This is a genomic window from Streptomyces sp. TRM64462 (genome assembly GCF_013362995.1).
Classification (GTDB): Bacteria; Actinomycetota; Actinomycetes; order Streptomycetales; family Streptomycetaceae; genus Streptomyces.
Genome location: NZ_JABWDV010000402.1, coordinates 15745 through 38728, shown reverse-complemented (window position 1 = coordinate 38728; position 22984 = coordinate 15745). Strand labels below are relative to the sequence as shown.

Annotated in this window: 16 protein-coding genes; 8 read left to right on the top strand and 8 right to left on the bottom strand. The window is 73.3% G+C overall.

The features are described 5' to 3' along the window. The 6 genes from HTZ82_RS24075 to HTZ82_RS24045 form a co-directional block, all read left to right on the top strand. Positions 1–328: CdaR family transcriptional regulator (locus HTZ82_RS24075; protein ID WP_175411507.1), on the top strand; the 328-nt coding region annotated here is incomplete at its 5' end. 42 nt (positions 329–370) lie between these two features. Continuing rightward, positions 371–1906, top strand: a complete 1536-nt coding sequence (locus tag HTZ82_RS24070) for an ABC transporter substrate-binding protein (protein WP_175411506.1) — start codon at positions 371–373, stop codon at positions 1904–1906. Positions 1907–2157: 251 nt separating this feature from the next. Continuing rightward, positions 2158–3915 (top strand): ABC transporter permease subunit, encoded by a 1758-nt coding sequence (locus HTZ82_RS24065; protein ID WP_217624519.1) that lies wholly within the window; start codon positions 2158–2160, stop codon positions 3913–3915. A gap of 10 nt (positions 3916–3925) precedes the next feature. Beyond that, positions 3926–5350 carry an ABC transporter ATP-binding protein gene (locus HTZ82_RS32795; RefSeq protein WP_302852267.1) on the top strand — a complete coding sequence of 475 codons (1425 nt, stop codon included), beginning with the start codon at positions 3926–3928 and terminating at the stop codon, positions 5348–5350. Beyond that, a complete protein-coding gene (locus tag HTZ82_RS24050) occupies positions 5347–6027 on the top strand; it encodes a dipeptide/oligopeptide/nickel ABC transporter ATP-binding protein (RefSeq protein WP_175411505.1) in 681 nt (226 codons plus the stop codon). The genes HTZ82_RS32795 and HTZ82_RS24050 overlap by 4 nt, the downstream gene beginning before the upstream one ends. After that, entirely contained in the window at positions 6024–7238 is a 1215-nt protein-coding gene (locus HTZ82_RS24045) for an MFS transporter (protein WP_375540856.1), read from the top strand. The genes HTZ82_RS24050 and HTZ82_RS24045 overlap by 4 nt, the downstream gene beginning before the upstream one ends. A gap of 313 nt (positions 7239–7551) precedes the next feature. Here the strand turns inward: HTZ82_RS24045 and serA are convergent, their stop codons facing one another. From serA to HTZ82_RS24015, 6 genes are all read right to left on the bottom strand, one after another. Next, positions 7552–9141, bottom strand: coding sequence for a phosphoglycerate dehydrogenase (serA, locus tag HTZ82_RS24040; protein ID WP_175411504.1), 1590 nt, complete (start codon positions 9139–9141; stop codon positions 7552–7554). 306 nt (positions 9142–9447) lie between these two features. Further along, the gene (ilvC, locus tag HTZ82_RS24035; protein WP_175411503.1) at positions 9448–10449 is read right to left on the bottom strand and encodes a ketol-acid reductoisomerase; all 1002 of its coding nucleotides are present in this window, start codon (positions 10447–10449) and stop codon (positions 9448–9450) included. Positions 10450–10564: 115 nt separating this feature from the next. Next, a complete protein-coding gene (gene ilvN, locus HTZ82_RS24030; RefSeq protein WP_071263920.1) occupies positions 10565–11089 on the bottom strand; it encodes an acetolactate synthase small subunit in 525 nt (174 codons plus the stop codon). A 39-nt stretch (positions 11090–11128) separates the two neighbouring features. Beyond that, positions 11129–12982 (bottom strand): acetolactate synthase large subunit, encoded by a 1854-nt coding sequence (locus tag HTZ82_RS24025; RefSeq protein ID WP_175411502.1) that lies wholly within the window; start codon positions 12980–12982, stop codon positions 11129–11131. 253 nt (positions 12983–13235) lie between these two features. Then, complete coding sequence (locus HTZ82_RS24020) at positions 13236–16130, bottom strand: bifunctional diguanylate cyclase/phosphodiesterase (RefSeq protein ID WP_175411501.1); 2895 nt, start codon at positions 16128–16130, stop codon at positions 13236–13238. Between the two features lie 393 nt (positions 16131–16523). Continuing rightward, positions 16524–17510, bottom strand: coding sequence for a 2-hydroxyacid dehydrogenase (locus tag HTZ82_RS24015; protein ID WP_217624514.1), 987 nt, complete (start codon positions 17508–17510; stop codon positions 16524–16526). Between the two features lie 111 nt (positions 17511–17621). Between HTZ82_RS24015 and HTZ82_RS24010 the strand changes: the two genes are divergently transcribed. Continuing rightward, on the top strand, positions 17622–18629 hold the full coding sequence (locus HTZ82_RS24010; RefSeq protein WP_175411499.1) for an aldo/keto reductase: 1008 nt from the start codon (positions 17622–17624) through the stop codon (positions 18627–18629). Between the two features lie 166 nt (positions 18630–18795). After that, positions 18796–19968 (top strand): PQQ-dependent sugar dehydrogenase, encoded by a 1173-nt coding sequence (locus HTZ82_RS24005; RefSeq protein WP_375540855.1) that lies wholly within the window; start codon positions 18796–18798, stop codon positions 19966–19968. A 45-nt stretch (positions 19969–20013) separates the two neighbouring features. Here the strand turns inward: HTZ82_RS24005 and HTZ82_RS24000 are convergent, their stop codons facing one another. Together HTZ82_RS24000 and HTZ82_RS23995 are read right to left on the bottom strand one after the other, a co-directional pair. Next, positions 20014–20592 carry a GNAT family N-acetyltransferase gene (locus HTZ82_RS24000; protein WP_217624509.1) on the bottom strand — a complete coding sequence of 193 codons (579 nt, stop codon included), beginning with the start codon at positions 20590–20592 and terminating at the stop codon, positions 20014–20016. A gap of 37 nt (positions 20593–20629) precedes the next feature. Further along, complete coding sequence (locus HTZ82_RS23995; RefSeq protein WP_175411497.1) at positions 20630–22978, bottom strand: MMPL family transporter; 2349 nt, start codon at positions 22976–22978, stop codon at positions 20630–20632. Positions 22979–22984: the final 6 nt, after the last annotated feature.

Sequence of the window (22984 nt, the reverse complement as noted above, 5' to 3'; positions counted from 1 at the left end):
GTCCGCGCTGGCCCAGCCGCGGTTCGCCCCGGTGGCCCGGTGGGCCGACATCGGCCCGTACCGGCTGCTCGCCGCCCTGCCCGGCGGGGCCGGACAGGATCCGGCGGTGCGGCCGCTGCTGGCGCACGCGCACGCCGAACTGGCCCGGACGGCCGAGGTGTTCCTCGACTGCGCGGGCCAGGCGGGGCGCACGGCGGCGGCGCTGGGCATTCACCGCCAGACGCTCTACTACCGCCTCTCACGCGTCGAGCAGCTCACGGGCCTCGATCTGGACGCGGGCGAGGACCGGCTGCTGCTGCACATGGCGCTGAAGGCGCACCGGCTGTGAGTTTTATCTTTCAACGACAAGTTGTTGAAAACAATAATCATTATGCTAGCGTCCGAGCATCCCGTTCGAACCCCTGCCCGGAAGGGTGCTCCCGTGCGCCGCCGTCTCCTCCTCCCCACCGCCGCCCTGGCCGCCGCGTCGCTCCTCCTCACCGGCTGCTTCGCCGCAACGGACTCCACGACGAGCGGCGACGGCGGCAAGCGCATCCGCGTCGCGATGCTGCAACCGCCGCGCTCCGGTCTGACCCCGCTCTCCGACGACGCGTTCAAGCTGTCCCGCTGGTCCACCGCCGAGACCCTCGTCGCCCTCGACGCCGACGGCGACGCGCGCCCCGCGCTCGCCACCGGCTGGAAGCAGAACGGCACCGCCTGGACCTTCACCGTCCGCGACGGCGTCACCTTCCACGACGGCACCCCGCTCACCGCCGCCGACGTCGAGCGGTCCCTGACCCGCGCCGCCACCGCGTCCCCCAAGCCGCGCATCCTCGACGGCGTCGACCTCACCGTGAAGGCGTCCGGCAAGACCGTCACCGTCACCACCGCCACCGAGGACCCGCTGGTCCCCCAGCGCCTCAGCTCGCCGCAGCTGTCGATCCTGTCCGCGAAGGCGTACCAGGGGAAGACGGTGAACCCGGTCGGCACCGGCACCGGCCCGTTCCGGCTCACCAAGGTCAACGGCACCTCCTCCGCGTCCCTCGACCGCTACGACGGCTACTGGGGCGAGAAGGCCAAGGCACCCGGCATCGACGTGACGTTCGTCCCGGACGGCACCGCGCGCGCCGCCGCCCTGCGCACCGGCGAGGCCGACATCGTCGAGGCGATCCCCGTCTCGCAGGCCGCCCTCCTCGACCAGGACCTCATCACCGAGGTGCCGATGCCGCGCACCAACACCCTCCACCTCAACACCGCGAAGGGCGCCTTCAAGGACCCGAAGCTGCGCGCGGCCGCCCGGCAGGCCATCGACGCCGGCACGATCGTCAAGGGCGTGTACGAGGGGCGCGCCGACGTCGCCAAGGGCCTCCTCGGGCCCGCGCTCGCGTGGGCCGACGGCCTGCGCACCCCGCGAGACCCCGCGCCCGCCGCCGCCCCGAACGGCGCCACCATCACCCTCGGCACGTACAGCGACCGCGCCGAGCTGCCCGAGGTCGCCCAGGCCCTTCAGCAGCAGCTCCAGAAGGCCGGGTTCAAGGTGAAGCTGGACGTACGCGAGTACGCCAACATCGAGTCCGACGCGCTGTCCGGGGCCTTCGACGCGTTCATCCTGTCCCGGGCCACGGTCCTCGACTCCGGCGACCCCGTCGCGTACCTGCACAGCGACTTCGGGTCGAAGGGCTCCTTCAACCTCGCCCAGCTCGCCGACCCGGCCGTCGACAAGGCCCTGGAGAAGGCCGCCACGACCCCGACCGGCGACGCCCGGCGCAAGGCGGTCATCGAGGCCGAGGCCGCCGTGCTCGCCACCGACGCCGCCGTGCCGATGCTGCACGAGCGCGTCATCCAGGGCGACGCGGCCGGTGTCGTGGGCGCGGCGCACGACCCGCGCGAGCGGCTGCTGGTCACGACCGACACGTACGTGAAGTGACCGCCGGCATACCGAAGCCGGGCACGGCGACACCGGCCCGGCGGGAGCCGCCCGCGCCGCCCACGCCCGAGGCGCAGTCGTCCGCGCCGCAGGCGCACGGGCCGGAGTCGTCCGGACCGCAGGCGCCCCGCCTGAAGGCGCCGCAGCTCAAGTCACCCCGGTTGAAGGCGCCCCGCCTGAAGGCGCCCTGGCTGAAGGCGCCCTGGGCGAGAGCGCCCCGCCTGAAGGCGCCCTGGCTGAAGGCGCCGGGTCTGCGGGCGGGGGTCACCCGGGCCGCCGCCCTCACCCTCGTCGTCGCGGCCGTCGGGCTGCTGCCCTGGCTGTCGGGCCGCGACCCGGCGCTGACCGTGCTGCGCGCCCGGTCGGCGGAGCAGGAGGCCACGGCCGAGGCGCTCGCCGCGATCCGCGCCGACCTCGGGCTCGACGCGGGCGCCCTCGCCCTCCTGGGCCGCTGGGCGTCCGCGCTGATCCGGGGCGACCTGGGCACCTCCTGGGTGTCCGGCACCGACGTGCTGCCGTCCGTCGTCGCGGGACTCCAGGTCTCCCTCGGCCTCATGGGCGCGGCCTTCGCCGTGGCGCTGCCCGTCGCGGCCGCGCTCGTCGCCCCCGTCCTGGTGCGCGGCCGTGGCACCTCGGGCGCGGTCGCGGCGATGCTCGCCGCCGTACCGGAGTTCCTGCTGGCGACGCTGCTGCTCATCGTGGGCGGCGTGTGGCTCGGCTGGTTCCCGACGGCCGGCTGGCACGGGCCCGCCCACCTCGTACTGCCCGCCATGGCGCTGGGCGTTCCGGCCGGCGGCCTGCTCGGCCGGCTCGTCGCCGACGCGCTGCCCGCCGTGCTCGACGAGCGGTGGGTGGAGCTGTGGCGGGGCGCGGGCGTGTCCCCCGCCCGTGTCGCGGCCGCCGCGCTGCGCCGCGTACTGCCGCCGCTGGTCCCGCAGTTCGGGATGGTCGTGGTCGGTCTGACGGGCGGCGCCGTGGCAGTCGAGACGATCTTCGCGGTGCCGGGGATCGGCCGTACGGCGCTGGGCGCGGCCAAGTCGCAGGACCTGCCGCTGCTCCAGGGCGCCGTGCTGGCGCTGCTGGTGCTGGGCCTCGCCGTGGGCGCGCTGGCCGCGCTCGTACGGCGGCGGCTGCTGGGCCCCGGGCTGCGGGACGCGGGCCTGACGCTGCCGGCGCCCCGGCCCGTACGGGTGGGACCCGCCGTGCCGCTGGTACTCGCCGCCGGGCTGCTGGTGCTGATCGGCTGGGGCCTGCTGCGCGACCCGTACACCGTGGACACCGCGGCCCGGCTCGCGCCGCCGGACCTCGCACACCCGCTCGGCACGGACGGGCTCGGGCGCGACGTCCTGGCCCGGCTCGGCCACGGCGCTGCCGCGACCGTCGGCACGGCGGCCGCGGTGTGCGCGCTCAGCTTCGCGCTGGCGATGGTGCTGGGCTTCGCCCCGAGCATCGCCGTCGGCACGTCCGACATCGCCAACGCGCTGCCGCCCGTGATCGTCGGCATCCTGGTCGCCGCGGCCGCCGGTCCCGGCACGGGCGGGGCCGCGCTGGCGGTGGCGCTGATCTCCTGGCCGGCGCTGGCCGCGCACGCCGCCGCCCTGGTCCAGGAGGTACGGGCCTCGGGCTTCCTGCTGGCCCAGCGGGCGATCGGCGCGGGGCCCGGCTGGGTGCTGGTCCGGCACGTCCTGCCGTCGGTGGCGGGCCCGGTGGCCCGGCACGCGGTGCTGCGCCTGCCGGGCATCGCCCTGGCCCTGGCGTCGCTCGGGTTCCTCGGCCTGGGCGCCCAGCCGCCCGCCCCGGAGTGGGGCCTGCTGCTCGACGAGTCGCGTGCGTACGTGGAGCGCGCCCCCTGGGCTGCCCTGGCCCCGGCGCTCGCACTGGCCGCGCTGGCCGCGCTCGCGGTGTCGCTGGCCGCGTACACGTCGTACGTCACGTCCGCCTCGTACAGCTCGTCCGCGTCCCGGTCCCCTGTCCGCCGCCGCACCCGGAAGGCAGCCGATGCCCACTGAACCCACTGGCATGGACGAACCGCTCCTCTCCGTACGGGACCTGCGGATCGCCTTCGACGGTGTCGAGGCCGTGCGGGGCCTGTCCTTCGACGTGTCCGACGGCGAGGTCTTCGCGCTGGTCGGCGAGTCGGGGGCGGGCAAGTCCCTGACGGCCCGGGCCCTGTTGGGCATGGCGCCGCGCGAGGCGACGGTGTCCGGCGACGTCCGGCTGCGCGGCCACGACGGGGCTTCGATGCGGGCGCTGTGGGGCCGCAGGGTGGCCTTCGTCCCGCAGGACTCGCTGTCGGCCCTCTCCCCCGTCCACCCGGTGGGCGACCAGCTCGCCGCCGCCGTACGGTCCGTACGACGCGGCCTGTCGCGCCGGGACGCCCGCGCGCTGGCCGCCGATGCCCTGGACCGGGTCGGCATCCCGGCGGACCGGGCCCGCGCGTATCCGCACGAGCTGTCCGGCGGGATGCGCCAGCGCGCGGTCATCGCCATGGCCACGATCAACGCACCCGAGCTGGTCGTGGCGGACGAGCCCACCACGGCCCTCGACCCGGACCTGCGCCACCAGGTGCTGCGGCTCCTCGCCGAGCAGCGCGAGGCGACCGGCGCGGCGCTCGTCCTGGTCACGCACGACCTGGACGTCGTCCGCGACCACGCGGACCGGCTCCTGGTGATGTACGCGGGCCGCCATGCGGAGTCGGGCCCGGTACGCGAGGTGTTCGCCCGCCCCCACGCCCCGTACACGGCCGGCCTCCTGGCGTCCCTGCCCCCCGAGTCACCGCCCGGCGCCACGCCGGAGGTCTCGCCCCTGCGCAAGGGCACGGCCGGCACCACTGCCGGGACCACGGCCGACGCCACAGTCGTGGCCCCGACCACTCCCGAGGCCAGGGCCGAAACCGCTGCCGGGACCACGCACGAGCCCCCGGCTGAGGCCGATGCCCCGACCACGCCCGAGGCCAGGGCCAAGACCCCCGCCGGGACCACGCCCGAGACCCCGGCCGAGTCCGATGCCCCGACCACGCCCGAGGCCAGGGCCAAGACCCCCGCCCGGACCACGCCCAAGACCCCCGCCGGGACCACGCCCGAGGCCCCGGCAGGAAACCCGACCGAGACCCCGGCAGGAAACCCGACCGAGACCCCGGCTGTGGCCCCGCGCGAGACCCCACACCGGGCCATGCCCGACGCCACGCCCGACGCCACGGGCGAGGCCCCGGCCGAGGGGCCGGCCCGGCGGCGTCGTCTGCCCGCCATCGGTGGGACACCGCCCGCGCCCGGTGAGCTGCCGGACGGCTGCGCGTTCGCGCCCCGCTGCCCGCTGGCCGACGACCGCTGCCGTACGGAACTCCCCGAGCCCGGCGCGGCGGGCGACGCCGCCCGTCAGGTCTCCTGCCACCACTGGGCGCGGCTGCCCGCATCGCCCGCCGAACTGTTCCTGGAGCACGTGTGAGCCCGCTGCTGGACGTCCGCGACCTGGTGGTCCGCCACGGCACCACCGTCGCCGTCGACGGGGTGTCCTTCGACCTCTCCGCCGGTGAGACCCTCGCGCTCGTCGGCCCGTCCGGCTGCGGCAAGTCGTCCACGGCCCTGGCCGTGCTGCAGCTGCGCCGCCCGGACGCGGGCGAGGTGTGGTTCGAGGGCCGTGAACTGACCCGCCTCAGCGAGCGGGAGCTGCGCCCGCTGCGGCCCGCGCTGCAGCCGGTGTTCCAGGACCCGTACGGCTCGCTGAGCCCCCGGCAGCGGATCCGCGACGCCGTCGCCGAGCCGCTGCGGGTGCGGGGCCGCTGGGACGCGGCGACGGGCCCTGAGCGGGTCGCGGAACTGCTCGCCATGGTCGGCCTCGACCCGGCGCACGGCGACCGGCGCCCGTACGAGCTGTCGGGAGGCCAGTGCCAGCGCGCGGGGATCGCCCGGGCCCTGGCGAGTGAGCCACGGCTGCTCGTGCTGGACGAGCCGGTGTCCGCCCTGGACCCGAGCGTGCGGGCGGGTGTCCTGAACCTGCTGGCCGACCTCCAGGACCGGCTCGGCCTCGGCTACCTCTTCATCTGTCACGACATGGCGGTCGTCCGCCACTTCGCGGACCGTACCGCCGAGATGCGGGCCGGCCGCATCGAAAGGATCACGTGAGCCCGCTGAGCACGCTGAGCACGCGGAGCCCGCTGAGCCCGCTCGCCCGGCTGCTCATCAGCAGCCAGTTCGCCTTCAACGTCGGGTTCTTCGCCGTACTGCCCTACCTGGCCGACCACTTGAGCGGCGCGCTCGGTCTGGGCGGCTGGCTGGTGGGTCTGGTGCTCGGGCTGCGGACGTTCAGCCAGCAGGGCCTGTTCGTGGTGGGCGGTGCCCTCACCGACCGGTACGGGCCGCGCCCGGTGGTGCTGGTGGGCTGCGCACTGCGCGTCGCGGGGTTCCTGTGGCTGGCGTGGGCGGATTCGGTGGGAGCGGTGGTGGGCGCGGTGCTGCTGGTCGGGTTCGCCGCCGCGCTGTTCTCGCCGGCGGTCGAGTCGGAGGTCGCCCGCGAGGCGGTGCGGCTGGAGGAGGTCTCCGGTGTGCCGCGCACGCGCGTGCTGGCGCGGTTCTCGGCGGGCGGGCAGGCGGGGGCGCTGACGGGGCCGGTGCTGGGGGCGCTGCTGCTGCAGGGGCAGTTCCGGGTGGCGTGCCTGGCCGGGGCCGGGGTGTTCGCCCTGGTCCTGGCGGGGCACGCGCGGCTCATGCCGAGGCGGGCGGGGGTTCGGGCGGTCGCGCGGCCGCGCGGGGACGGGGCCTGGGCTGTGCTGCGGAACCGTCGGTTCCTGCTGCTGACCCTGGCGTACGCGACGTATCTGCTGGCGTACAACCAGCTCTACCTGGCGCTGCCCGCCGAACTGGACCGCGCGACCGGGTCGCAGGCGGCGCTGGGGTGGCTGTTCGCGTTGTCGTCGGCGCTGGTGGTGGCCGGGCAGCTGCCGCTGGAGCGGTGGGCGGCCCGGTGGTGGTCCTGGCGGACGACGGTACGGTTCGGGCTGGGGGTGACGGGCGTCGCCTTCGCGGCGGCGGGGGTGCTGCGGTCGCTGGGCGGGCTGTGGGCGTGCGTCCTGTTCGTGGTGCTGCTGTCGCTCGGCCAGATGCTGGTGTCCCCGGCGGTCCGCGCATGGCTCCCGGACCTGGTGCCGTCCGAGCGCCTGGGCCTGTACACGGGCGCGATGTCGTCCCTGGCGGGGCTTGGGGTTCTGCTCGGCAGCGTGCCGGCGGGCGCGTTGATCACCACCCCGTGGTACTGGCCTGCCCTGGCGGGCGTGGCCGTCCTCGGCGTACTGGCGGTACCCCGCGCCGCCACCGCCCAGCAGGCGAGCCGCCCGTAAAGGCACGAGGCCCCGGTGGGCTGTGCCCACCCTCCCCCAAGCTCTCGGCTTCGCTCGTGCAGGGGGGACCCCCAGGGCGATGGGGGTCCCCCTGCACGAAGTGCTTGGGGGTGGGGGTACCTCCCTGGACGAAGTCCTTGGGGGAGAACGCATGTCCACAGCGGCAGCGGCACGCTCGCCACTCGCTTTGCGGGGCCGGAGACACCGCCGCTCCGCCTGTGGGCAGGCGTTCCGCAGCAGTCGGTTGCCTCCGGCCGGGCGCCCCACACCGGGCGTCCAGCCGGTGGAGGCCCCCCGCACCGGGGCCGGGCCGTCAGGTCAGGTTGACCGAGCGGGCCGAGGTGGCGCCCACCTCGGCGGCCAGCTCCGTGAGGACCTGCTGCGGGATCGTGTCGTCGACCGTGAGGACCGCGAGCGCCTCGCCGCCCTCCTCCGCGCGGGCGACCTGCATGCCCGCGATGTTGAGGCCCGCCTCGCCCAGGATGCGGCCGACGGTGCCGACGACACCCGGGCGGTCCTCGTAGCGGAGCACCACCATGTGGTCGGCCAGGGCCAGGTCCACGTCGTAGTCGCCGACCGCGACGATCTTCTGGATGTGCTTCGGGCCGACCAGCGTGCCGGAGACCGCGATCTCCTCACCGCCGCCGAGCGTGCCGCGCACGGTCAGCACGTTGCGGTGGTCCGGGGACTCGCTGCTCGTGGTGAGCCGCACCTCGACACCGCGCTCCTGCGCGAACAGCGGGGCGTTGACGTACGAGACGGTCTCGTCGACGACGTCCTCGAAGACGCCCTTGAGGGCGGACAGCTCCAGCACCTTGACGTCGTGCTGGGTGATCTCGCCGTACACCTCGACGTCGAGGCGGACCGCCACCTCACCGGCCAGCGCGGTGAAGATGCGGCCGAGGCGCTCCGCCAGCGGCAGGCCCGGCTTGACGTCCTCGGCGATGACGCCGCCCTGGACGTTGACCGCGTCGGGCACGAGCTCGCCGGCGAGGGCGAGGCGGACCGAGCGCGCGACGGCGATGCCCGCCTTCTCCTGGGCCTCGTCCGTGGACGCGCCGAGGTGCGGGGTGCAGACGACCTGGTCGAGCTCGAAGAGCGGGGAGTCCGTGCAGGGCTCCTTCGCGTACACGTCCAGACCGGCTCCCGCGACGCGGCCTTCCTTCAGCGCCGAGTACAGCGCCTCCTCGTCGACGATGCCGCCGCGCGCGGCGTTGACGATGCGGACGCTCGGCTTGACCTTGTGGAGCGCCTCGTCGCCGATGAGGCCGAGGGTCTCGGGGGTCTTCGGCAGGTGGACGGTGATGAAGTCGGCGACCTCCAGCAGCTCGTCCAGGGACAGCAGCTTGACGCCCATCTGCGCGGCGCGGGCCGGCTGCACGTACGGGTCGTAGGCGACGACCTTCATGCCGAACGCGGACATGCGCTGGGCGACCAGCACACCGATGCGGCCGAGGCCGACGACGCCGAGGGTCTTCTCGCTCAGCTCGACGCCCGTGTACTTGCTGCGCTTCCACTCGCCGTTCTTCAGCGCGGTGTTGGCCTGCGGGATGTTGCGGGCCGTGGCGACCAGCAGGCCGCAGGCGAGCTCGGCGGCGGTGACGATGTTGGAGGTCGGGGCGTTGACGACCATCACGCCGGCCTTGGTGGCGGCGGAGACGTCGACGTTGTCGAGGCCGACGCCCGCGCGGGCGACGACCTTCAGCCTGTTCGCTGCGGCGATGGCCTCGGCGTCGACCTTGGTGGCGGAGCGGATCAGGATGGCATCGACGTCGGCGATGGCGGGGAGCAGCTCCTCGCGGTTCGCGCCGTTGCAGTGCCGGATCTCGAAGTCGGGGCCGAGGGCGTCGACGGTGGCGGGCGACAGCTCTTCAGCGATGAGTACGACAGGTTTCGAGCTCACGTGAGGTCCTCACAAGTCCAGTGCGGACGGCCGTCCCGACGGCCGCAGGCGGTGGAGGGGGCTTGCCGCGTGGAAGACGCACGACGCTGTGGGCCTGACGCGTACGGGTGTGCAGTGCTGCGCGCAAGTGTAGTAGCGGCGAGGCCGGTTTTGTGCGCCTGGTTGGCACTGTCACCCGCACGTGGCTGGACGCTGTGGACAAGCCTCCGAAGGGCGGCGGCCCGGGAGACGTCCGGGGTGAACGTCCGGGCACGGCCGGGCAGACGGCGGCGGGGCCGGGNGTGCCCGGCCCCGCCGCCGCGAGGCTCACGCCTCGTCGTTGTCCACCCAGCTCATGAGCTTGCGCAGCTCCTTGCCCGTGGTCTCCAGGAGGTGCTCGGAGTCCTGGGTCTTGTACTCGTTGTACTTCTTCAGGCCGCCGTGGTACTCGTCCATCCAGTTCTTGGCGAACGTGCCGTCCTGGATCTCGCCGAGGACCTTCTTCATCTCGGCCTTGGTGGCGTCGGTGATGATGCGGGGGCCGGTGACGTAGTCGCCCCACTCGGCGGTCTCGGAGACCGACCAGCGCATCTTCTCCAGGCCGCCCTCGTACATCAGGTCGACGATCAGCTTCAGCTCGTGGAGGCACTCGAAGTAGGCGATCTCCGGCTGGTAGCCGGCCTCGACGAGGGTCTCGAAGCCCGCCTTGACCAGGGCGGCGGTGCCGCCGCAGAGCACGGCCTGCTCACCGAACAGGTCGGTCTCGGTCTCCTCGGTGAAGGTCGTCTTGATGACGCCGGCGCGGGTGCCGCCGATGGCCTTGGCGTACGACAGGGCCAGCGCGAAGGCGTTGCCGGTGGCGTCCTGCTCGACGGCGGCGATCGCGGGGACGCCGCGGCCCTCCTCGTACTGGCGGCGGACCAGGTGGCCCGGGCCCTTCGGGGCGACCAGGGCGACGTCGACGCCGGCCGGGGCCTTGATGAAGCCGAAGCGGACGTTGAAGCCGTGGGCGAAGAACAGCGCGTCGCCGTCCTTCAGGTTGCCCTTGATGGACTCCTCGTAGACCTGGGCCTGGATCGGGTCCGGGATGAGGATCATGATGACGTCGGCCTCGGCGGCGGCCTCCGCCGGGGTGACGACGCGCAGGCCCTGCTCCTCGGCCTTCGCCTTGGACTTGGAGCCCTCGTGCAGACCGACGCGGACGTCGACACCGGAGTCGCGGAGCGACAGCGCGTGGGCGTGGCCCTGGCTGCCGTAACCGATCACCGCGACCTTGCGGCCCTGGATGATGGACAGGTCGGCGTCGTCGTCGTAGAACAGCTCGGCCACTGGGTTTCTCCTTGGGTGTTCTGGTGGTGCGTCCCACCGTACGGTGGGGAGGGATGCGGACGTTGAGGGGTCTCGATACGCGGACTGCGTGAAGCGTGCGGGGCCGGGCCCCGCGCTACGCCGAGCGGTCGAGGGCGCGCAGCGACCGGTCCGTGATGGACCGGGCACCACGCCCTATGGCGATCGTGCCGGACTGGACGAGCTCCTTGATGCCGAACTGCTCCAGCATCTTCAGCATGGCTTCGAGCTTGTCACTCGAACCGGTGGCCTCGATGGTGACCGCCTCGGGCGAGACGTCCACGGTCTTGGCGCGGAAGAGCTGGACGATCTCGACGATCTGGGAGCGGGTCTCGTTGTCGGCGCGGACCTTCACCAGGACGAGCTCGCGCTGGATCGCGGCGCCGGGCTCGAGTTCGACGATCTTCAGGACGTTGACCAGCTTGTTGAGCTGCTTGGTCACCTGCTCCAGCGGCAGGTCCTCGACATTGACCACGATGGTGATGCGGGAGATGTCGGGGTGCTCGGTGACACCGACGGCGAGCGAGTCGATGTTGAAGCCGCGCCGGGAGAACAGGGCGGCGATCCGGGCGAGGATGCCGGGGGTGTTCTCCACCAGGACGGAGAGCGTGTGCTTGGACATGGTGTGTCTCGTTCCTCTTCCTGACTGCTCTCTGCGGCCTCAGTCGTCTTCGCCGTCGCCGAAGTCGGGGCGGACCCCGCGGGCGGCCATGACCTCGTCGTTGGAGGTGCCGGCGGCGACCATGGGCCAGACCTGGGCGTCCTCGTGGACGATGAAGTCGATGACGACGGGGCGGTCGTTGATGGCGTTGGCCTCGGCGATGACCTTGTCGAGGTCCTCGGGGCGCTCGCAGCGGATGGCGACGCAGCCCATGGCCTCGGACAGCTTGACGAAGTCGGGGATGCGGGTGCCGGCGCTGGGCTCCTTGCCGCTGGCCTCCGGGCCGGAGTGCAGGACGGTGTTGGAGTAGCGCTGGTTGTAGAACAGCGTCTGCCACTGGCGGACCATCCCGAGGGCGCCGTTGTTGATGATGGCGACCTTGATCGGGATGTTGTTCAGGGCGCAGGTGACGAGTTCCTGATTGGTCATCTGGAAGCAGCCGTCGCCGTCGATGGCCCAGACGGCGCGGTCGGGCATGCCGGCCTTGGCGCCCATGGCGGCGGGGACGGCGTAGCCCATCGTTCCGGCGCCGCCGGAGTTGAGCCAGGTGGCGGGCTGTTCGTAGTCGATGAAGTGGGCGGCCCACATCTGGTGCTGGCCGACGCCTGCGGCGAAGATCGTGCCCTCGGGGGCGAGCTCGCCGATGCGCTGGATGACCTGCTGCGGGGCGAGGCTGCCGTCCTCGGGCTGGTCGTAGCCGAGGGGGTAGGTCTCGCGCCAGCGGTTGAGGTCGTTCCACCAGGCGGTGTAGTCGCCGGTGCGGCCGGCCGTGTGCTCGGCCTGGACGGCCTGGACCAGGTCCGCGATGACCTCGCGGGCGTCACCGACGATCGGGACGTCGGCGGCGCGGTTCTTGCCGATCTCGGCCGGGTCGATGTCCGCGTGGACGATCTTGGCGTACGGGGCGAAGCTGTCGAGCTTGCCGGTGACGCGGTCGTCGAAGCGGGCGCCCAGCGCGACGATCAGGTCGGCCTTCTGGAGGGCGGTGACAGCGGTGACGGAGCCGTGCATGCCGGGCATGCCGACGTGCAGCGGGTGGGTGTCGGGGAAGGCGCCGAGCGCCATCAGGGTGGTGGTGACGGGGGCGCCGGTCAGCTCGGCCAGGACCTTGAGCTCGGCGGTGGCGCCGGCCTTCAGGACGCCGCCGCCGACGTACAGGACGGGGCGCTTGGCCTGCGTGATCAGCTTGGCGGCCTCGCGGATCTGCTTGGCGTGCGGCTTGGTGACCGGGCGGTAGCCGGGCAGGTCGGTCTGCGGGGGCCAGCTGAAGGTGGTCTTCGCCTGGAGGGCGTCCTTGGCGATGTCGACGAGGACGGGGCCCGGGCGGCCGGTGGAGGCGATGTGGAAGGCCTCCGCGATGGTGCGCGGGATGTCCTCGGCCTTCGTGACCAGGAAGTTGTGCTTGGTGATCGGCATGGTGATGCCGCAGATGTCGGCTTCCTGGAAGGCGTCGGTGCCGATCGCCTTGGAGGAGACCTGGCCGGTGATCGCGACGAGCGGGACGGAGTCCATGTGGGCGTCGGCGATCGGCGTGACCAGGTTGGTGGCGCCGGGCCCGGAGGTGGCCATGCAGACGCCGACCTTGCCGGTGGCCTGGGCGTAGCCGGTGGCCGCGTGGCCGGCGCCCTGCTCGTGGCGGACCAGGATGTGGCGGACCCGGGTGGAGTCCATCATCGGGTCGTAGGCGGGGAGGATCGCGCCGCCGGGGATGCCGAATACGGTCTCGGCTCCGACTTCCTCGAGAGAGCGGATGAGGGACTGGGCGCCCGTGACGTGCTCAACGGTGGCGGAGGGCTGTCCGCCGGTACGGGGCCGCGGCTGCGGGTGGTGGGCCCCGGTGGCCTGCTCGGTCATCGGCAATCTCTTCTCGAAGCTGAGGGTTTTGACGAGGGTGACGAGGGGTTTGGCGAGGTCTGTCGGAGTCTGTCAGGGTCTGTGGTGGGGTGCCGGTGCAACAAAAAACCCCTCGTGCCGTGAGGCAAGCGAGGGGAGCGCGCCGGTGTGGGTCCGCAGGTCCATTGCGTGGTCCTGCTCAGCCGACGCGCTTTCCAAGTACGAGAATTCGGGTGCGCATGGCACTGACCCTCCACCCGGCGCACCGTCAGTGTCAAGTGGGTGGGACGCGCGTCTCATTATGTGAGCGCATCGGGGGGAGTGTGCTGGGTGGGAGCGCGCCACCGGTGAGGACGGGCAGCGGGACGGTGCCGGGCACGGGGAACCCGTCCCTGGCCAGCGTGCGGCGCAGCCGGTACTCGTCGAGCGGCCCGGAGAAGGCCATGCCCTGGGCGTGCGTGCAGCCCATGGCGCGCAGCGCGAGGACCTGTTCGGGTACGTCGACCCCGTCGGCGACGGACTGGAGGCCGAGGTCGCCGGCGATTCTCAGCAGCCCGCTGGTGATCTTGTGGAGTCTGGCGGATTCGACGACGCCCTCGATGAGGCCGCGGTCGAGCTTCAGTATGTCGACGGGGAGCCTGCGCAGGGCGTTGATCGCGGCGTATCCGCTGCCGAAGCCGTCGAGCGCGATGCGGACGCCGAGCCTGCGGAGGGCGACGAGGCGCTGTTCGAGGTCGTCGAAGGAGATCCGCGGGTCGCTGTCGGCGAGCTCGACGACGAGGGCGCCGGACGGCAGCCCGTGCCGGGTCAGCAGGGCCTCGACGGTGGCGAGCGGCATGGACCGGTCGAGGAGGCGGCGCGCCGGGACCCGTACGGAGACGGGGATGCGGTGGCCGAGGCGGTGCCGTTCGGCGGCCTGCTGGACGGCTTCCTCCAGCATCCAGCGGGCCAGCTCGGCGGTGCGCTCCCCGCCGTCCTCGGCGACGCGGAGGAACTCGGCAGGGGTGAACAGGATGCCCTGGGAGGAGCGCCAGCGGGCCTGTGCGGCGACGGCGGCGACCCTGCCGGTGGCGAGGTCCACGACGGGCTGGTGGAGGAGCGCGAACTCCCCGTCGTGCAGGGCGGTGCGCAGCCGCGCGTTGAGTTCGCTGCGGCGGACGACGTCGGCCTGCATCTGCGGGGCGTACATCTCGACGCGGTTCTTGCCGCCGGCCTTGGCCCGGTACATGGCGAGGTCGGCGTTGCGCAGGAGTTCGCCGGCGTTGATGCCGGGCTCGGCGAAGGCGACGCCGATGGAGGCGGCGACCCGCACTTCGGCGCCCTCGACCTCGTACGGCTGGGAGAGCGTGAGCCGCAGCCGGTCGGCGATCTCGTGGACCTGGAACTCGCGGGCCGGCCGGTCGTGGCCGCCGTCGCCGGCGATGAGGGCGGCGAACTCGTCGCCGCCGAGGCGGGCGGCGGTGTCCCCGGCCCGTACGGAGTCCTGGAGGCGGCGGGCGGCCTGGATCAGCAGTTCGTCGCCGGCCTGGTGGCCCAGGCGGTCGTTGACGCCCTTGAAGCCGTCGAGGTCGATGAAGAGCACGGCCGTGCCGGAGTCGCCGGAGCGGCGGCCGCTGAGGGCCTGGCGGACGCGCTGGGTGAACAGGGCGCGGTTGGGGAGGTCGGTGAGCGGGTCGTGCTCGGCGTTGTGCTGGAGCTGGGCCTGGAGGCGGACCCGTTCCGTGACGTCCCGGCTGTTGAAGATCAGCCCGCCCTGGTGGCGGTTGACCGTGGACTCGACGTTGAGCCAGTCGCCGCTGCCGGAGCGGAAGCGGCATTCGATGCGGGTGGTGGGTTCCTCGGCGGGCGAGGCGGCGAGGAAGCGGCGCACCTCGTGGACGACGCCGCCGAGGTCGTCGGGGTGGATGAGGGCGGCGAGCTCGGTGCCGACGAGTTCGTCGGCGTCCCGCCCGTAGACGCCGGAGGCGGCGGGGCTGACGTAGCGCAGGACGCCGCTGGGGGCGGCGATCATGATGACGTCGCTGGAGCTCTGCACCAGGGACCTGAAGTGGTTCTCCTTCTGGGCCAGTTCCTGGGTCAGGGCGATGTTGTCGAGGAGCATGATGCCCTGCCGGACGACCAGGGCGAGGACCACGGCGCAGCCGGTGAAGACGACGACGCGGTCCACTCGGCGGCCCTCGATGACGTTGTACAGGATGCTCAGGGTGCAGACCGCCGCCGCGAGGTACGGCGTGAGGGCGGCGAGCGACCCGGCGATGGGGCGGCTGGCGGGCCGCGCCTGGTGGGGGCCGCCGCGCTGTGGCACGGCGGCCTCGGGCACCCGGCGGGCGCTCCAGGGGGCGTAGGCCAGCAGCAGCGAGCCGGCGAACCAGCCGGCGTCGAGGAGCTGCCCGGAGTGGTAGCTGTTGCGCAGCAGCGGCGAGGTGAACAGGGCGTCGCACAGGACGGTCAGGGCCAGGGCCGCGATGGCGGTGTGGCTGGCCGAGCGGTTGCCCTTGGAGCGGCGGAAGTGCAGGGCGAGGACCATGCTGACGAGCACGATGTCGAGCAGCGGGTACGCCAGGGAGAGCGCGGCGCGGGCGACGCTCTCGCCCTGGAAGGCCGCCGTGTGCGCGAGCGCGAGGCTCCAGGAGAGGGTCAGCAGGGATCCGGCGATCAGCCAGGAGTCCAGCGTGAGGCAGATCCAGCCGGCGCGGGTGACGGGCCGCTTGGCGAGGACGAGGAGACCGACGATCGCCGGCGGTGCGAAGAGCAGGAAGAAGATGTCGGCGAGCGAGGGGCTGGGCACGGCGCGGTCGAGCACCACTTCGTACCAGCCCCAGACGGCGTTGCCGGCGGCGGCCATGGCGGAGGAGAACGCGAACAGGAGCCAGGCGGGCCGGAAGCGGCTGCCGTGCGCCCGGGCGTAGAGGAAGCAGGAGACGGCGGCGACGAGGGCGGCGGCGCTGAGGCCGAAGTCACCCATGATCAGGGCGAGTTCCTCGGAGCCCCAGCCGAAGAGCGCGCCGGTGGCGTAGCCGCCGCAGGCGAGGGCGAGGAGGAGCTGGCCGGTGGCGCCGCCGGCTCCGCCGCCGGGGGTTCCGCCGGGGCCGCCCGTCCCGGGGCTGCCGGGGCTTCCGGGGCCTCCGCTGATCGTCCTGCGGTCGATGACCATGCCGGGGGCGCTCATCGGAAGGCCCCCGACCGGAGCGTGCCGGCGCGGGCCCGCGGTCCCCGGAACAGGACGGTGGCTCGCAGCCGGACGCCCCGCCGCTTCGGATTATTGCTGCGTCGACCGCGCATCGTCCGTCGCCCCCCTTGCGTTCTGATCGGCCATCACGTCGGCAATCACGTCGTGTCCCCGGCGCCGTTCCCGTTGTCGGCGCGCCCCCAAGTCGCGACGATACACCAGGATCGTCACTCAGGGACAGGGGCGCTATACGCTCCGTAACGATCAAGATGGTTATAGACACGCAGTGCAGGCATATCGCTCCGGAGCGTATCGGTCCGGTCGGGGCTGACGCAGGCACTGGCCGGAGGTCCGTGCCGAGGGCATGGGCCGGCCGGTGCGAGGCGGCGTGGGTCAACCGGTGGTGAGGACGACGTTCCGCAGGGGCTCGCCGGTGGTGAACCGGGTCAGCTGGTCCGCGATCAGGCGCTTCGCGCGGGGCAGGAACGCCGAGGTGGAGCCGCCGACATGGGGGCTGATGAGGACGCCGGGCGCGTGCCAGAGCGGGTGCCCCGCGGGCAGCGGCTCCGGGTCGGTGACGTCGAGGGCCGCCGTGATGCGGCCGGTCTCGGTCTCTGCGAGGAGGGCCTTGGTGTCGACGACGGGGCCGCGGGCGACGTTGACGAGCAGCGCGCCGTCCTTCATGCGCGCCAGGAACTCGGCGCCTGCGAGGTGGTGGGTGTCGGCGGTGAGGGGTGTGGAAAGGACCACCACGTCAGCCTGAGGGAGGAGCGCGGGCAGATCGGTGAGCGCGTGCACGGGCCCGCGCTCGGTGGTACGGGAGGAGCGCGCGACGCGCATGACCCGCGCGCACTCAAAGGGCGTGAGCCGGTCTTCGATGGCCGCGCCGATCGATCCGTACCCGACGATCAGGACCGACTTGTCGGCGAGCGCGGGGTAGAAGCCGCCCCGCCACTCCTCGCGGTCCTGGCCGCGGACGAATCCGGGGATGCCGCGCAGCGAGGCGAGGATCAGCGCGAGGGTGAGCTCGGCGGTGCTGGACTCGTGGACGCCGCGGGCGTTGCACAGGGCGACTCCGGGCGGGGCGTCGGCGAGGCCGGGCGTGACGTGGTCGACGCCGGCGGAGAGGGTCTGTACGACGCGCAACGAGGTCATGGCGGCCATCGGCCGTACCGCGATCTCCATGCCCTTCATGTACGGGACGACGTAGAAGGCGCAGCGCGCCGGGTCGGCGGGGAGGTCGGGGCCACCGTCCCAGAAGCGGTAGGTGAGGCCCGTGGTGGAGGGGTCGGGAAGGCCCGTGATCTCGTCGGCGGGAATCGGCAGCCACACGTCGGCGGCCGCGTCGGCGGTCGCGTCGGCAGCCGTCCCGGCGGTCATGTCGGCGGTCGTGTCGGACGTCATGTCGGCAGTCATGCCCTGGAGGCTAAGCGAAGCAGTCCGGTGGTCATTGGTTAGTTTTTGGGGAGCGGCACAGGGAGGTACGGGGAGTTGGAGCGCAGGACACTCGGGGCGACCGGGCTGGACGTGGGGGCCGTCGGGCTCGGGTGCATGCCGATGAGCTGGGCCTACAGCGCCTCCCAGCAGCGCGGCGACCGCTCGCTGCGCGCCGTGCACGCCGCGCTCGACGCGGGCGTGACCCTGCTGGACACGGCCGACATGTACGGTCCTTTCACCAACGAGCTGCTGTTGGGGCGGGTGCTGAAGGAGCGGCGCGCGGAGGCGTTCGTGTCCACGAAGTGCGGCCTGCTGGTGGGTGACGGGCACATCGTGGCCAACGGCCGTCCCTCGTACGTACGGCGGGCCTGCGACGCGTCGCTGCGGCGGCTGCAGACGGACGTGATCGACCTGTACCAGCTGCACCGGGCGGACCCCGAGGTTCCGGTGGAGGAGACCTGGGGCGCCATGGCGGAGCTGGTCACCGCGGGCAAGGTGCGGGCGCTCGGGCTGTGCGCGGTCGGCGTACGGGGCTCGCGCCGGAGCTCGTACGACTTGTACGACGGAACGATTCGGCAGTTGGAGCGGGTGCAGCAGGTGTTCCCGGTGAGCGCCGTGCAGGCGGAGCTGTCGGTGTGGTCGCCGGAGGCGCTGGCCCGGCTGCTGCCGTGGTGCGCGGCGCGCGGGGTGGGGTTCCTGGCGGCGATGCCGCTCGGCAACGGCTTCCTGACCGGGACGCTGACGCCGGGCGGCGGCTTCGAACCGGAGGACATGCGGGCCCGGCACCCGCGCTTCACGGCGGAGATGATGGCCGCGAACCAGCCTCTGGTGGCGGGCCTGCGCCGGGTGGCAGCCCGTCACGGGGGCCCGGCGGGGGGTGTGACGCCGGGGCAGGTGGCGCTGGCGTGGGTGCTGTCGCGGGGGCGGCACGTCGTCCCGGTCCCGGGCACGAAGCACGCGCGCTGGGCGGCGGAGAACGCCCGCTCGGCGGAGCTGTCGCTCACGGCACAGGACCTGGCGGAGATCGCGTCGCTGCCGCCGGCCCGGGGGTCGTGGGACTGACCCCCGCGTGCCGGCCCTGCCGAGCCGGGCTTCCGGGTGCCGGGACGAGGCCCTTCCGGGGCGCATCCGCAGCGGGGATGATCCGCGGGCGGTGGTCGGGTCTCTAGGGTGGGACGGGGAGCGGTTCCATGCCGTTCCGTGGTGGCGTCGGGGAAGGGTCCGAACCGTGCAACGTCCTGCTGTGTCGGCCGTGTTGGCGGCTGCCGTGCTGCTGTTGGTGACCGGGTGCTCGTCGGACGCCGGTCCGCCGGCCGGGGGCGTGACCTCGACCCCTGCCGCCTCTCCCGGCGGGTCGGTCGCGGCGTCGCCGCCGGGGGGCACCGCCTCGCCGTCCCCGGCGCCCGAGAAGGGGTCCGCGCGGGTCGTGTCGACGGTCGCGCAGGGGCTGAAGTCCCCGTGGGGGCTGGCCGCGCTGCCGGGCGGTGATCTGCTGGTGTCCTCGCGGGACGAGGGCACCATCACGCGCGTGGACGCGGAGAGCGGCGAGCTCACTGTGCTGGGCGAGGTCCCTGGCGTCGCCCCCGGTGGCGAGGGCGGCCTCATGGGGCTCGCGCTCTCCCCGAAGTACGCCGAGGACCATCTGGTCTACGCGTACTTCACCACCGCGTCCGACAACCGCATCGCCCGCATGCTGTACGACGAGAGCCGGCCGGCCGGGCAGCAGCTCGGGGCGCCCGACACCGTGCTGCGGGGCATCCCCAAGGGGTTCGTGCACAACGGGGGCCGCATCGCGTTCGGGCCGGACGGGATGCTGTACGCGGGCACGGGCGAGACCGGGGACACGGGACTCGCGCAGGACAAGGAGTCGCTCGGCGGCAAGATCCTGCGGATGACGCCGGACGGCGACCCCGTGCACGGCAACCCGGACGCCGACTCGGTCGTGTACTCGTACGGGCACCGCAATGTGCAGGGCCTCGCCTGGGACGCGGAGAAGCGGCTGTGGGCCTCCGAGTTCGGCCAGAACACCTGGGACGAACTGAACCTGATCCGGCCGGGCGGCAACTACGGCTGGCCGGACGTGGAGGGCAAGGGCGGGCGGTCCGGATTCACGGACCCGGTGGCGCAGTGGACGGTGGCGGAGGCGTCACCGAGCGGGATCGCGGTGGTGGGCGGTTCGGTGTGGATGGCCGCGCTCCGCGGCGAGCGGCTGTGGCGGATTCCGCTGGCGGGTACGGAACTCGCGGCGCCACCCGAGTCGTTCCTGGAGGGAACGTACGGCCGGCTGCGCACGGTTCTCGCGGCCGGCGGGAACCGGCTCTGGCTCGTCACGAGCGAGACGGACAACCGCGGGACGCCGGAGGCCGGCGACGACCGGATCCTCCTGGTGGAGGTGGAGTGAGAGGCCCGCGGCCCGTGTTCGTCGGCGGGCCGCCAGGACGGGTGCCTACGCGGCCTCCCGCAGGGCGCGCCACTCGGGGGCGAGGACGGACCAGATCTCCAGGTCGTGGCGTACGCCCCGGTAGAGGTTGTGCTCGCGCAGGACGGCCTCCCTGGTCATGCCGAGGCGCTTGGCGACGTTGACGCTGGCGGTGTTGCCGGAGGCGACGCGCCACTCGACGCGGTGGATGCCGCGCACGTCCACGGCCCAGTCGATGATCACGCGGGCGGCGCGGGTGACCAGGCCCCGCCCGACGGCGGCCGGCTCCAGCCAGCAGCCCGCCTCGCAGGTGCCCCCGGCGACGTCCATGGTGCGAAAGAGGACGCCGCCGACGAGGGTGCCGTCCAGGCGGATGCCGTAGATGCGGCCGGTGTCGGCGGCCGTCTTGTCGGCGTACGCCTGGAGGAAGGCCCGTGCCGACGGCAGGTCCGGCGCGACGGCGGCCAGGGCGATGTACCGCCCGATGAACGCGCGGCCCCGGTCGAGGTGGGCGAGGTACTCCTCGGCCTGCCAGGGCTCCAGCGGGCCGAGTTCCGCGCCGTCGTCGCCCAGGGTTGTGCCGATCACGCCCGTCGTGCGGCTCATACGAGTGCCCCCTCCCCCGCCGGATCGCGGCGGGTGCCTACGGCACGAGCTCTCCCTCCGCGCTCGTGCGCTTCGCGGGGATCTTCGCATGCGTGTCCGGCTCGCGGCACTCGGGAGGCTCGATGCTGATGCGCGGCAGCACCCGGTCGAGGCGGCGCGGCAGCCACCAGTTGGCGCCGCCGAGCATGTGCATGAGGGCGGGGACGAGCAGGGTCCGCAGCACGAACGCGTCGAGCGCGACGGCCGCGGCGAGGCCGATGCCGAACATCGCGATGACCCGGTCGCCGGACAGTACGAACGCCAGGAAGACGGCGATCATGATGACGGCGGCGGAGTTGATGACCCGGCTGGTCTCCGCGAGGCCCACGCGGACGGCGCGCCGGTTGTCGCCGGTCTCCAGCCACTCCTCGTACATCCGGCTCACCAGGAACACCTGGTAGTCCATGGAGAGACCGAAGAGCACGGAGACGGCGATCACGGGCAGGAACGGTTCGATGGGTCCGGCGCGGCCGAGGCCGAGCAGCTCGCTGCCCCAGCCCCACTGGAAGATCGCGACGACGACGCCGAACGCGGAGGCGACGGCGGCCACGTTCATGAGGGCGGCCTTCACCGGGATGCCGATGGAGCGGAAGGCGAGCAGCAGCAGGACGCAGCCGAGGGCGATGACGACGCCCACGAACAGCGGCAGCTTGCCGATGATGACCTGCGCGAAGTCGTCGTACGCGGCGGTGATCCCGCCGACGTGGACGTCCAGGGACGTGCCGTGCTCGGCGGCGGGCAGCACCTGGTCGCGCAGCCGGTCGACGAGGTCGCTGGTCTGCTGCGACTGGGGCGCGGAGTCCGGTACGACGGTGAGGACGGCGGTGTTGCCGCTGCCGCTGTACGTGACGGGGCCGACGGACTCGACGCCGGCGGTGGCGCGGAGCTGGGCGGGCAGCTCGTTCATGGCGAGCCGGTCGTGGGCGCCGTCCAGCTCGGCGACGAGGGTGAGGGGCCCGTTCACGCCGGGGCCGAAGCCGTCGGCGAGCAGGTCGTACGCCTGGCGGGTGGTGGCCGTCGCGGGGCCGTTGCCCTGGTCGGACGTGCCGAGGCGGAGGGACAGCGTGGGCAGGGCCAGGACCAGCATGACGACGGCGGCGACGGCGCCGAGCTTCTTCGGGTGGCGCTCGACGAACGCGGACCAGCGGGCGGCGAACCCGGTGGGCAGCTCGGGTTCGGGGCCGTGCTCGGAGAGGCGGCGGCGTTCTCGGCGCGACAGGGCGCGCATGCCGATGAGGGACAGCAGTGCGGGCAGCAGCGTCACGGACGCGGCGACGGTGAGGACGACGGTGAGGGACGCGGCTATGGCGACGCCGTTGAGGAAGCCGAGCCGCAGGATGAGCATGCCGAGCAGGGCGATGCAGACGGTCGCTCCGGCGAAGACGACGGCCCTGCCGGTGGTGGCGACGGCGTTCTGCGCGGCCTCGCTGACGCCGAGGCCGCGTTTGAGGCCCTTGCGGTGGCGCGTGACGATGAACAGCGCGTAGTCGATGCCGACGCCGAGGCCGATGAGCATGCCGAGCATGGGCGCGAAGTCGGCCACGGTCATGACGTGGCCGAGCAGGGCGATGCCGGAGTACGCGGTGCCGACGCTGACGAGGGCGGTGGCGATCGGCAGGACGCTGGCGGCGAGGGAGCCGAAGGCGAGGAACAGGACGACGGCGGCGACGGCGACGCCCACGATCTCGGCGGTGTGCCCGCCGCCGCTCTCGTCGAGTGCGGCGACGGCTCCGCCGAACTCGACCTGGACGCCGTCGCCGGACGCTGCGTGCGCGATGTCGACGAGGGCCTTGGCCTGGGCCGGCGGGATGTCCTCGGAGCGCTGGTCGAAGGTGACCGTGGCGTAGGCGGTGCGGCCGTCCTCGCTGATCTGGCCGCTGCCCGCGTCGTCGGGGGCTGAGGCCTCGCCCTCGTCCGCCTGCGTGGCCTGCGTGGCCTCAGCGGCCTTGGCTGCGGCCTCGGCGGACGGCTGGGAGGACTGGGTCGGCTGCGACGGGTCGGCGGCCTCGGTGACGTGGGCGGAGCCGTACGGGTGGGTGACGGCGGTGACGCCGGGGAGGTCGGCGACCTTGTCGAGCATGTCGGTCATCCGCTGCTCGACGGGCTCGGCGCGGACGCTGCCCCGCTCGGTGTGCCAGACGATGGTGCCGCTGTCGCCGCCCTGGCCGGGGAACGCCTCCTGGAGCACGGCCGTGGCCCGGCCGGACTCGGTGCCCGGGACCTCGTAGTCGTTGGAGTACGCGGAGCCGGCGACAGCCGCGGCCGCCGTGGCGCCGCAGAACGCGGCGAGCCAGAGCAGTACGGCGACGAGGCGGTGGCGGATGCACCACCGTGCGATGGCTGCCAAAGGGTC